Genomic DNA, 12375 nt, shown 5'->3' with positions numbered 1-12375 from the left:
TGAAAAAAGTAAAGACACTTTGCAGAATGGTTGATTGGAGTGGAGCCAGCGTCACTCCTAGGGGATTGAGTGAACTGCACCCAAAATATTGGACTTGAAAAATCTACTATAGGGGGTGCAGTTAGTGATTTCTGATGAACAAAAGTTAGCCGCAGTTCTAGCTTACATTGAAGAAAAGGAAAGTACGTATCAGATTGCCAATCGATTAAAGAGGGATCGACAGTACATTCGATTATGGATTGAATTATATCGCTATCATGGCATTGAAGGAATTATTCGTCCTCAAGGGTTCACGAATTACGAAGATTCTTTTAAAATAAAAGTAATTCAACACCTGATAGAGACGGGCGATTCGCTCCTTCAGACTGCTGCGAAGTTTAATATTCCTTCTCGTGAAACCATTCGGAGATGGAAAAAACAATGGATGTCTAAGGCTGGAGAGGTGCTCTATCAAATAGAAAAGGAGCACCGATCAATGCCAAAAAAACAACCACCTTCGTCCGATTTAAATGAAAAAACAACGGAAGAGTTAAAAGCGGAAATTGAGTATTTACGGATGGAAAATGCCTATTTAAAAAAGTTGAAAGCCTTAGTTCAAGAAAAGGAAGCCTTCAAACCAAAGAAAAAGTGAGAGCTGTGTATGAGCTAAGGCTGGAATTTCCACTTCAAGCTCTATTAAAAGTCGCGAAACTTAAGAAAAGTACGTATTATTATCATCTTCAAAAATGGGTAAAACCAGATAAATATCAGGCGATTAAAGAACGAATCCAGATACTTTTTCATCACCATAAGGGGCGTTATGGCTATCGTCGTATTTGTCTTGCCCTCCGAAATGAAGGGATTTTCATCAACCATAAAACGGTCCAACGATTGATGAAAGAATTGGGCTTAAAAGGGACAGTACGCCCTAAAAAATATCGTTCGTATAAAGGAACAGTCGGCTATGTCGCAGAGAATGTCTTCCAACGTGATTTTGAAGCCTCTGCACCCAATCAGAAATGGGTAACCGATGTCACAGAGTTTAAAATAAACGGTCAAAAAATCTACGTATCGGCTGTATTAGATTTATTCAATCGAGAGATCGTTGGATATGAGGTATCAAAATCACCTAATTTTGAGTTAGTTCAACAGTCTTTTAAAAAGGCGTTTATGTATACAAAGTTATCGAAAAAGAGTGGCTTAATCATTCATTCTGATCAAGGATGGTTATATCAAATACCACGTTTTAAAGCGTTATTGGCAACACATGAAATCAAGCAAAGTATGTCACGGAAAGGAAATTGTTTAGATAATGCCGTGATAGAAAGCTTTTTTGGTATTCTGAAATCAGAATTTCTGTACACAACTACGTTTAAAAACTATGTAGAATTTACAAAAGCATTAGCAGAGTATATTTACTATTACAATCATGAGCGGATTAAAAGAAAACTCAACGGAAAAAGTCCCGTTGAATATCGAAAAGCTTCGTAAAAAAGTTTATATTTTTGGGGTCAGATCATGAGCGTCACAGAGGAGACCCTGGAGCGAACGGAAGTGAGTGAAGCGGCTCATCGGACGCCCCCTGGAAAGGACGCTGGCGGAACGGAAATCAACCCCTCACCTTGCAAAGTTGCTTTTTCTGCCGTTGACATCATCTTTTTTCAACAACATGAAGCTAGACATTCAATGATTATAGAATGTCTAGCCTTTTCTTTAAAGTTGGATTCATATACAATAGTTGTAATATTTTTCTAAAATAGAGGTGTTGAATTGTTATTTGCTATATTAGATAATGCGACAGCTTTTTTCCTAAGCTTACCTCTTCTACTGATTTATTTAAAAAGTATGTCGCAGGAAGAGTCCTCTTGGCGTTGGTCAATGCCTTTATGGTTGTTGAATTACTTTGGTATTCGTTATTTTGTATCAGATGGTGCGCTTTTTTGGGTTGTCCTCTTTTGGCAGTTACTATTTTTATGGCCAATTAGTCTAGCAATCTATATCCATTTATACAACAAGGAAAAGAAGTGGGCATGTTATATAGGCTTAAAGAAAAAGCATGTTGTGATTGTGGCAACATTGATGGTGTTATTTGGGAGCTCACTCGTTTATTCACTTTATCAGGCAAATCAGCAAGTGATTGCGTTTCATCAGCAGGTAATGCTAGAGCTTGAGGACAGTTCAGATCGACAGCTTTATTTGATGCACAATACGATTGCTCCTTCGACACTTCTAGATGTTGCTGATGACATAGCTGAAGTTCGCAGTGGTCAGGTATACGCGGCAACCTTTCCTTGGCGTAGTAAGGTGATTGTACACCAAGATAATTGGCAAAAGGAATTTACATATGTCCGTTTTAATGAGGGATGGAAGCTAGATGGGATATACCGAAAAAGTGAGTATCAAAATAAATAAGCAAAGGGGAGTCAAACAGTTGATACAAGATGTACTGAAGGAAGAAGAATTAAAGGATCGATTAATAGCATTGAAAAAGGGACAAACAACAATGGAGCTAGAGAATCAAGAGCAGCTTGTGCATTCCATGCTAGCACACATCGGTTCTATTGATAGTGAGCTACGGGATACCTATATTTATAGCAGCTTTTATGAATGGATTTTAGAAAAAAACTTGCTGGATCATCGTTGCTTAACGGAGCTGTGGGATTACAGCTTAAACCATTTATTAGTTAAGGGAATTGGAGAAAAGGAATCGGATTGGGTCTTTACTCGCTCCTTTACATCATTATTAGTAGCGCTTATTTTAGCAAGAGATCTACAGGATAATTTTTTGCCCAAGGCTTGCATTGAGGACTGTCAAACGAAGTTACTGACCTATGTAACCTCTGAAAAGGATGTAAGAGGCTATGTGCCTGGCAAGGGATGGGCGCATAGTGTGGCACATGTTTCAGATGCTATCGATGAACTCGTGAAAAATCCTAAATCACTAAAAACAGCCTATGTCGATTTGCTACATGCATTATGGTCCATCTATTTACAATCAGATTACGTCTTTATCCATAATGAAGATGAAAGGCTATTAGTGCCAATATTCGCGATGCTGGAGCAGGGACTGAATCAAAATGAAATCATCCAAATAGTGCAGCAAATGCCATTCACTATAGCCGTATTAAAGGAACAGCTGAGTGAAGAACACTACAGAATAGTACTATTCAATAGTAAAACTTTGCTAAAGAGCTTTTTGATTCAAACCATTCATCAGCCACGGTATGCTGTTCTCCATCAAAGCATTGCCACTTGTCTCAACGAAAATTTTTAAGATTGTCCACTGTTGACAGACAATTGGTAATTTGCTAAGATGAAGGACAATAAAAGCATACAAATTCGTTGATGAGAAAGAGTAGTGTTTCATTTTGTTCTACAGAGAGCCGACATTTGGTGGAAGTCGGTGTGCAGGTGTTACATGAAAATCCTCTCTGAGAAGATTAGCTGAATCGAGTAAGCTAATCCGGGTGTCTACCGTTAAAAAGAACACGTATGATTGTACGTTGCTGAGTGCTATTGGCCATAGTGTCAATAGAATTAGGGTGGTATTCGCGGTTAACCCCGTCCCTTTTCCTTGGGACGGGGTTTTTTGTATGCCTTTTATACAAATTTGCTTGTATAGGAGGAGCTAATATGCAGAAAGAACAAAAGAAAGAAACAACGGTTGAACGAGAAACAAGGATTCGTGCATTGTGGGCGCAAGAAGGGACCTTCACCAAATCCGTTAGCAATCGTGCTGGACAGCAGCCCTTTGTGTTTTATGAGGGACCACCAACAGCGAATGGTTTACCACATGTTGGCCATGCATTTGGTAGAACCATAAAAGATGTCGTGGCACGTTATAAAACGATGCAAGGCTATTTGGTTGAACGAAAAGCAGGCTGGGATACACATGGTTTGCCTGTGGAATTAGGGGTAGAAAAGACATTAGGCATATCTGGAAAGCAGGAGATTGAAAACTACGGGGTAGAGCGCTTTATTCAGGCATGTAAAAAGAGCGTTTTTACCTATGAGCAAAAATGGCGTACCTTTACAGAGCAGCTTGGCTACTGGCTCGATATGGATGATCCTTACCTAACATTAAGTAATGACTATATCGAATCTGTATGGCATATTTTAAGCCATGTTCACAAGGAAAAACTTTTATACAAAGGGCATCGCGTTTCACCTTATTGCCCTAGCTGTCAAACATCCTTAAGCTCTCATGAGGTGGCACAGGGCTATAAGGATGTCAAGGATTTATCCGTTACTGCAATGTTTAAGCTTCAGAATGAGAACGAATATTTCTTAGGCTGGACAACGACACCTTGGACGTTACCAGCCAATGTAGCTTTGGCTATGAATCCTGCTCTTCGATATGTACGTGTAAAGCATGCAAATAACATATATATCCTCGCCAAATCGTTAGTATCAAAGGTTTTTTCAGAGCCTGTGGAAATATTAAGTGAGCATGACGGGCAGGATTTTGCGGGTGTTTCCTATTTACCACCATTTTCCTATATAACCGTCGATAAAGGGCATGTTGTTGTCATGGCGGATTATGTGACAGAGCATAGTGGAACAGGGATTGTACACATAGCGCCGGCTTATGGAGAAGACGATTATAAAGCGGTCCAACAAAATGATTTGTCCTTTGTCAATGTAGTCGATCTTAAAGGCTGTTATACAGAAGCTGTACCTGAGCTTGTCGGACGATTTGTGAAAGACTGTGATGTCGATATCATTAAGATGCTTGCAGCAAAAGAGCTTTTATTTGCTAAAGAAAAATATGAGCACAGCTACCCGCATTGCTGGCGCTGTGATTCTCCATTGCTGTACTACGCAACAGATAGCTGGTTTATCAAAATGTCTGCATTAAAAGAGCAGCTTTTACAAAATAATCAACAGGTGACATGGTATCCTAGCCATATCAAGGATGGTCGCTTTGGCAACTTCTTAGAAAACTTAGTGGATTGGAATATTAGTCGTAATCGCTATTGGGGGACACCGCTCAATGTATGGATTTGTCAGGACTGCACTCATGAGGAGGCACCTAACAGTGTTGCAGCACTAAAACAATTAGCCAAAGGGACTGTCGATGAGCAATTAGAGCTCCATAAACCATTTATTGATGACATTGTCTGTACCTGTCCTGTCTGTCAAGGCGACATGAAACGTACGCCTGAAGTTATCGATGTTTGGTTTGACAGTGGCTCGATGCCATTTGCCCAACAGCATTATCCTTTTGAGGATGGAGCGACTTTTCATCATCAGTTTCCAGCAGATGTCGTTATTGAGGGAATCGACCAAACACGAGGATTTTTCTATAGCTTATTAGCGGTATCGACCTTATTTACAGGAAAACCACCTTATAAAAATGTGCTATCGTTAGGGCATGTACTGGATGAGCATGGACAGAAGATGTCCAAAAGTAAAGGCAATGCGTTAGAGCCTGTTGAGTTAATTGAGCAGTATGGAGCAGATGCTTTACGCTGGGCATTTTTAGTTGATAGCTCCCCATGGAATCCAAAGCGTTTTTCTAAGAAAATTGTCCTAGATGCGAAATCTAAGCTAGTGGATACACTCGACAATACGTTTAAATTTTATGAAATGTATGCCCAGATCGATGGCTTTACGTATGATGCTACAAATACAGGTACACGTTCACAGCTAGATCGTTGGATATTGTCTCGCTTACATCACACTATCCAGCTAGTCACAACATCCATGGATGATTATCAATTTACACAGGCTACACGGGAAATTGGTCAATTGGTAGAGGAGTTAAGCAATTGGTATATTCGTCGGTCACGCGCTAGATTTTGGGCAAATGGAATGACAGCAGATAAATGCGGTGCATTTAGCACACTTTATGAGGTGCTTACATCCATTTGTCAATTAGTAGCTCCGTTTACACCGTTTATAGCAGAGGATATCTACCGTCAATTATGTGGGAAAAGTGTTCATCTTGAGAAATATCCAACATTCAACGATCAACTAGTGGATATGAAGCTTGAACAAGAAATGGCTACGGTTTTAACAGTTGTGGAACTTGGACGTAGCATTCGTAATAGTCAGGGAATCAAGGTTAAACAGCCTTTAAGTGAGCTCATTGTTGCCATTAGAGGTGAAGCGACAGATTATCAAGTCTATTGCGAACTTATTCAGGATGAGTTAAACATCAAAGTTTGTAGATGGACATATGATTTTTCGGCTTATGAAAGCGTGTATTACAAGCTGAATTTTAAAACGGCTGGAGCGGTATTTGGTCCAAAGGTTAATCAAGTAAAAGAATATGTGTTGACATTAACGGATGATGAGAAACAAAAGCTACAACAACAAGGAACAGTGGATATCATGATGGAAGGTCAACAGCTAACATTAGTAACAGAACATGTGATAGCTGAATCAATCGTGAAGGATCACTATATTTTAGCGGAGGATAGCACATGCCGTGTCTTGATGAATGTTCAACTCACAGAGAGCTTGCTACAAGAAGGGCAAATGCGAGAATTGATTCGTACAATACAAGATGCACGAAAAAAATGGCAGCTACCAGTGGAGCAATATGTATCGATTGCTTTTAATGGTAGTGCAGAGGTGCTTTCCATCATTCAACAGCATGAATCATTATTACAAGCCAATGTATTAGTCAAAGCTATTCATTATGGCGAGGAATGGCCTCATGCGAAATCCATTGAGACGGCATTATTTAATGAAAAACTCACTTTGTTTGTCACTCTATAAAAGAAATGCTCAGGGATTCCTCCTGAGCATTTTCTATGTATGCTACAATAAGCCACTTGCGAGGTAACATGCTGTTGCCCAAATAAAGATGGCAGAGCATTTATTAAAAATACGCATCAGCTTTCCAGCGCTATCGAGTTTTTTGAATGAGGCGCCTGTCAATGTCAGACCGAAAAACCATAGCCAAGAAATGAACACACAAGCAACAGTGAACATCATTTGCTCTGTACCACTATATTTTAATGCGCTCGTACCAATGACGCCGATTGTATCTAAAATAGCATGTGGATTGAGAAGTGACACCGAAAGTGCGAAGAGAATTTGTTTTTTTATGGGCAATGCTTCACTATTTTCAGTGGTTGCTGGATTCGAACGCCAAATGGTATAGCCCATATAAAGTAAAAAAACGATACCAATAGTCATTAAAGTGATACGCAGCCACTCAAATTGTAGGACAATTAGTGATAGACCGAATACCGCAAGCAGAATGAGCATTGTATCACAGATCGCAGCTGTCACACTTGCTGGCAAAGCGCGTAATAAATTTGGTTGTGTAGCACCTTGCGAAAAAACAAAAACATTTTGAACGCCTAATGGCAATATGAGTCCGAATGCTAAAATGATACCATGCAGAAAAGCTTCCAACGATTATTCCTCCTTTCACTACTCATTTTAGATATGATATAACTAAAAGAAAACGACCAATTGGATGGTTTTTTATCCACCCAATTTTATAGGATGGAAGGAGAGGGATCATGAGCTGGCAGCCGAATAGACAAAGTGACACTACATTACAGCAGCAGATTGTACAGTGGATAACAGCCCAAGTGGAACGAGGGGACTGGGTAGCAGGGACAAAACTGCCCACCCAAAGACAGCTGGCCATCCAGTTCGATGTGAACCGTAGCACTGTTCAACAGGCTTTGGAGGAATTAAAAGCAATGGGCATCCTTGAAGCAAAAGTAGGCTCTGGGGTTTACGTTACACACCATTCTTGGCATGCATTAATCCAACAAACACAGCCGAATTGGCAAACTTATATTGAGACAAGCATCCATAAACCAAATTATCATACCATCCAATTAATTAATGAATACGAACAGCGTGATGATGTAATTCGTTTAGGAACGGGAGAGCTAGCACCTAGCTTGTTGCCCACCGAGGAAATAGAAGCATCACTTCGAAAGCTATCCTTTCAACCCAAAGCATTAGGCTACTCTTCACCACAGGGAAATGACCAGCTTCGTGCAGCAATTTGTGAATATGTCCAAAAAAGGGGTATTACTGCCGAGCCTCAAAATGTCTGTATTGTCTCAGGCGCTCTTCAGGCACTACAGTTGATTGCTGTTGGTTTATTAGAGCAAGGGTCCATTGTGTTTCAGGAGCCAACTTCGTATTTAAATTCTGTTCATCCATTTCAGTCCGTCGGCATGCAAATGATTAGCATTCAGCGTGATGACCAGCTTGCCAGTACATTGTCTCAAAGGAAACGAAAAAAACAAGCCGTGTTTTACGCAATTCCTACTTTACATAATCCAACAGGGCATGTGTGGACAACACGGGAGAGAAAGCAGTTATATGAAGCATGTCAGGCATCACGCATTCCGATTATAGAGGATGATGTCTACCATGAATTGCTTTTTGAGGAGACATCATCTCCGATTAAAGGAATGGATAGTAGCGGACAAGTTCTTTATATTGGTAGCGTCTCCAAAACCTTAAGCCCTGGGCTACGTATTGGCTGGCTCATTGGTCCAACCACTGTCATCGAACGATTAGCCGATATAAAAATGCAAACAGACTATGGCTCAAGTGCCATTTCACAAGAAATTGTCCTGCATTGGTTGCAATCAGGAAAATATGAAAAGCATCTCACTGGATTACGTCAACAATTACAGGAGCGAGCCAATTTTACGGAACAGCTTTTACAGGAAAAATTTATAGACATAGCGAATTGGAATAAACCAAAAGGAGGCTTTTATATTTGGCTCAAGTTTCACGAACCGCTTGTAGATAAAGACCTCTTTATGAAGCTGTTGCAGCAACAAGTATTAATCAATCCAGGCTATATTTACGATCCACACAATCACCACCATATTCGGCTATCCTATGCCTATGCAACCTTTGAAGAATTACAAGAAGGCTTACGAATCCTGCATGAATGTGTGGTTGCGGCTATGGTACGAAAGAGCAAGTAAGGACTTGTTCCAAAGTTAGGGAAACGTGGAAGTGAGGAGGTCGCTCTAAATAAGGTGAGAAGTGATCCAAAAAGAGAGGAATCCGCTCCAAAGTGGGTTAGAGGTGATCATGAAAGTGAGGCCCGCTCTAAAGTGATTGAAAAGTGATCAAAAAATGAGGCCCCCCGCTCCAAAGTGGGTTAGAGGTGATCCAAAAGAGAGGATTCCGCTCCAAAGTGATTGAAAAGTGATCATAAAGATGAAGACCCCGCTCCAAAGTGGTTGAAAGGTGATCCAAAAAGTGAGGCACCCGTTCTAAAGTGAGTGAGAGGTGATCCAAAAAGAGAGGCCCCTGCTCCAAATTCAATGAGAAGTGATCAAGAAAGTAAGAAACCCGCTCCAAAGTGAGTAAGAGGTGATCAAAAAGGCGAGGATCCCGCTCCAAAGTGATTGAAAAGTGATCCTAAAAATGAGAAACCCGCTCTAAAGAGAGTGAGAGGTGATCATGAAAGTGAGGCCCCGCTCCAAAGTGATTGAAAAGTGATCCTAAAAATGAGAAATCCGCTCCAAAGTGATTGAGAGGTGATCCAAAAAGAGAGGAATCCGCTCCAAAGTGAGTGAGAAGTGATCCAAAAAGAGAGGAATCCGCTCCAAAGTGATTGAGAGGTGATCCAAAAAGAGAAGAATCCGCTTTAAAGTGGTTGAGAGGTGATCCAAAAAGAGAGGATCCCGCTCCAAAGTGAGTGAGAAGTGATCAAAAAAGTAAGAAACCCGCTCCAAAGTGAGTGAGAGGTGATCAAAAAAGTAAGAAACCCGCTCCAAAGTGATTGAAAAGTGATCAAAAAAGTGAGGCCTCCGCTCCAAAGTGATTGAAAAGTGATCAAAAAATGAGGCCCCCGCTCCAAATTCAGTGAGAAGTGATCAACATAGCAAGCCCCTCTCTTAATCAAGTATCCACGCTCAGTCACTCATCTCACCAACAGAAAAGAAAGTGAATAATCCGAGCATTGCATCCATACATTTTAGAAGGATGAAAGTATTTTATTTCGATTACGAACATAAAGAGGTGAAGGATTGGAGAATTTACCACCGGGTTATTTTCAGGTGCCTCAGCCTATGCGAGGTGATGGGGCTGGAGGGGTGGATAAGGGGCCACGGGATATTATGAGGGATTTAGAAAATCCTGATATGCTGGTGCCACCAACGACCGATGCAGGTTTGATTCCAAATCTGCGATTCTCGTTTTCAGACACGCATATGACCTTAAATCAAGGTGGATGGTCACGGGAAATTACGGTTCGTGAATTGCCGATTGCTACGACGTTGGCGGGTGTGAATATGAGTTTGACACCGGGGGGCGTACGTGAGCTGCACTGGCATCAGCAGGCGGAGTGGTCTTATATGCTGCTTGGTCATGCTCGTATTACAGCAGTCGATCAGAATGGTTGTAACTTTATTGCGGATGTGGGGCCGGGCGATTTATGGTATTTTCCACCTGGCATCCCACATTCCATTCAAGGGCTAGCGGATGGCTGTGAATTTTTATTAGTATTTGATGATGGGCATTTCTCTGATCTGAATACACTGTCAATCTCGGATTGGTTTGCTCATACGCCGAAAGAGGTGTTATCAGCAAATTTTGGGGTTCCCATCAGCGCTTTTGATCACATTCCGAGTGAACAAGTGTATATTTATCAGGATCGGGTCCCGGGACCAATCGATTCGCAGAAAGTGCAGTCTCCTTACGGGCAGGTTCCTCAAACCTTTAAACATCGCCTGTTGGCACAGCCGCCATTAAAAACACCAGGAGGCAGTGTGCGCATTGTCGATTCGACTAATTTCCCTATTTCTAAAAATATCGCAGCTGCACTAGTGGAAATTGAACCTGGAGCGATGCGGGAGTTGCATTGGCATCCGAACAACGATGAATGGCAATATTATCTGCAAGGAAAAGGACGTATGACAGTATTTACAGGGGATGGAACGGCTCGAACATTTGATTATCGAGCGGGTGATGTTGGCTATGTGCCATTTGCCACGGGGCATTATATTGAAAATACGGGTACAGAGCCATTATGGTTTTTAGAAATGTTTAAAAGTGATCGGTTCCAGGATGTGTCCTTAAATCAATGGATGGCCTTAACTCCGACAGAATTGGTGCAAAGTAATTTGCAGGTCGGTCCGGAGCTACTAGAGGCTCTCAGAAAAGAAAAATGGCCGGTAGTGAAATATCCTGGCTTTTCCTATTATCCAAAATAACGAAAGCAGGTGAAGAAATTCTCACCTGCTTTTTGTTTAATATTGATATTTTTTGCGTGTCATGAGCAAAATAGCGATGGCTGGTATTGTACAAATGAGCATGGCTGCGAAGGATAGACCTGGCGATATTTCGTACAAATAGCCACCTAAAAACGTAAGGATGGCAGTACTTAAGCCCATAGCTAATGCAGAGTATAAACCCTGTGCATTGGGGATTTGTTCCTTTGGTAGCGCTTTTGTTAAGTAGCGAATAAAGGCAAAATGCGCTAATGCAAAGGATAATGCGTGCAAGGTTTGGGAAACAATAAATACCCAGACATTCGGGAACATAAAGATGAGTAACCAGCGTAGGGAAGAGCCGCTCGCTGCTAAGAGTAATAAGGAAGATGAGCGCCATTTCGTCAATAACGTATCAGCCTTCATAAAGTATAAAATTTCGCAAATAACTGCGATATTAATAATCATCCCCATATAGAATGGATCAACCTGTAAATCTTCTAAATAAATATAACCATAGCTATAATAGGAAGCATGTGCACCCTGTAGCAAGATGACGATGAATAAAACAATCGGGAAGCCTTTGATATGCCATAATGTCTTCATCGATAAAGATTTTGCCCGTTGTTCTTTGGTCGGCACCACGAGTAATTCCTTTGGTGTCGCTAATTGCTGCATAAGCAACATGCCAATCAACCCAATAATCATGCTCCAAAAGATGATGTTCTTACCAAAAACGCCTGTCAGCATACTAATAATTAAAACGGCAATGACAAAGCCAAATGAACCATAGGAGCGGCTTTTGCCATAATGAATATTGCCATGCTGAACAAGTGTTGCTGCACTACTTTCCACAGCAGGTAATAGTGCTGGATAAAAAATACTAAATAAAATAGTCACGATTAATAATGCTGTAAAGCCAGTGCTTGGAATATAGAGCAAGGCTGTTAGTAGCGAGCCTATTGCTAAAATCGTAATGAGTCGTTTATTGTGTACATATTTTGCAAGTGCTGGGAAGAAGAAAAGATTGGATGTGGCACGAGCTAGGAGCCCACAGCCCATCACCACACTTGCCTGCGAAACGGTTAGATGTTTCGCATCCACCAGCCAACCTGTCCAGTAGGGTAAGAAAATGCCCCAAGTGATGAAAAATGTAAAGAAATTCTGAGAAAGCCATCGTTGATTGTTCATATAATTTCCGTACCTCCATTAACTATGTTGAATAATAGCATGTTCA

At 41.0% G+C, this 12375-nt stretch carries 9 protein-coding genes and 1 other annotated feature; of the genes, 7 read left to right on the top strand and 2 right to left on the bottom strand.

Annotated elements, in window-relative coordinates; translation table 11 throughout:
* The first annotated feature begins 124 nt into the window (after window positions 1-124).
* The 5 genes from MHB40_RS13145 to ileS all read left to right on the top strand — a co-directional run bounded on the left by MHB40_RS13145 (window position 125) and on the right by ileS (window position 6705).
* A complete protein-coding gene (locus tag MHB40_RS13145; RefSeq protein ID WP_342440642.1) occupies window positions 125-631 on the top strand; it encodes a helix-turn-helix domain-containing protein in 507 nt (168 codons plus the stop codon).
* Window positions 628-1470: an IS3 family transposase gene (locus MHB40_RS13140; protein WP_342440641.1), complete on the top strand. Its 843-nt coding sequence runs from the start codon at window positions 628-630 to the stop codon at window positions 1468-1470. The genes MHB40_RS13145 and MHB40_RS13140 overlap by 4 nt, the downstream gene beginning before the upstream one ends.
* Window positions 1471-1749: 279 nt before the next feature.
* On the top strand, window positions 1750-2391 hold the full coding sequence (locus MHB40_RS13135) for a hypothetical protein (protein ID WP_342532470.1): 642 nt from the start codon (window positions 1750-1752) through the stop codon (window positions 2389-2391).
* 19 nt (window positions 2392-2410) lie between these two features.
* Window positions 2411-3253: a DUF2785 domain-containing protein gene (locus MHB40_RS13130; protein WP_342532468.1), complete on the top strand. Its 843-nt coding sequence runs from the start codon at window positions 2411-2413 to the stop codon at window positions 3251-3253.
* Between the two features lie 59 nt (window positions 3254-3312).
* Window positions 3313-3551 (top strand) — a binding site (T-box leader).
* A 61-nt stretch (window positions 3552-3612) separates the two neighbouring features.
* Window positions 3613-6705: an isoleucine--tRNA ligase gene (ileS, locus tag MHB40_RS13125; RefSeq protein ID WP_342532467.1), complete on the top strand. Its 3093-nt coding sequence runs from the start codon at window positions 3613-3615 to the stop codon at window positions 6703-6705.
* 42 nt (window positions 6706-6747) lie between these two features.
* Here the strand turns inward: ileS and MHB40_RS13120 are convergent, their stop codons facing one another.
* Window positions 6748-7350 carry a LysE/ArgO family amino acid transporter gene (locus MHB40_RS13120; protein ID WP_342532466.1) on the bottom strand — a complete coding sequence of 201 codons (603 nt, stop codon included), beginning with the start codon at window positions 7348-7350 and terminating at the stop codon, window positions 6748-6750.
* 110 nt (window positions 7351-7460) lie between these two features.
* Here MHB40_RS13120 and MHB40_RS13115 point away from each other — a divergent pair, with 110 nt between their 5' ends.
* Together MHB40_RS13115 and MHB40_RS13110 are read left to right on the top strand one after the other, a co-directional pair.
* The gene (locus MHB40_RS13115) at window positions 7461-8903 is read left to right on the top strand and encodes a PLP-dependent aminotransferase family protein (protein WP_342532465.1); all 1443 of its coding nucleotides are present in this window, start codon (window positions 7461-7463) and stop codon (window positions 8901-8903) included.
* A 1095-nt stretch (window positions 8904-9998) separates the two neighbouring features.
* The gene (locus tag MHB40_RS13110; RefSeq protein ID WP_342443740.1) at window positions 9999-11141 is read left to right on the top strand and encodes an oxalate decarboxylase family bicupin; all 1143 of its coding nucleotides are present in this window, start codon (window positions 9999-10001) and stop codon (window positions 11139-11141) included.
* Between the two features lie 36 nt (window positions 11142-11177).
* Here MHB40_RS13110 and MHB40_RS13105 read toward each other — a convergent pair whose 3' ends face one another.
* On the bottom strand, window positions 11178-12329 hold the full coding sequence (locus tag MHB40_RS13105) for an MFS transporter (protein WP_342440635.1): 1152 nt from the start codon (window positions 12327-12329) through the stop codon (window positions 11178-11180).
* Window positions 12330-12375: the final 46 nt, after the last annotated feature.

This window comes from Lysinibacillus sp. FSL K6-0057 (genome assembly GCF_038630885.1).
GTDB lineage: Bacteria > Bacillota > Bacilli > Bacillales_A > Planococcaceae > Lysinibacillus > Lysinibacillus fusiformis_F.
The sequence above is the reverse complement of the archived record's forward strand: the minus strand, read 5'-3'. Positions and strand labels throughout refer to the sequence as shown.

Coding starts and splice junctions, on each gene's coding strand:
- ileS (WP_342532467.1), top strand. CDS start 3,613: ATGCAGAAAGAACAAAAGAAAGAAACAACGGTTGAACGAGAAACAAGG.
- MHB40_RS13105 (WP_342440635.1), bottom strand. CDS start 12,329: ATGAACAATCAACGATGGCTTTCTCAGAATTTCTTTACATTTTTCATC.
- MHB40_RS13110 (WP_342443740.1), top strand. CDS start 9,999: ATGCGAGGTGATGGGGCTGGAGGGGTGGATAAGGGGCCACGGGATATT.
- MHB40_RS13115 (WP_342532465.1), top strand. CDS start 7,461: ATGAGCTGGCAGCCGAATAGACAAAGTGACACTACATTACAGCAGCAG.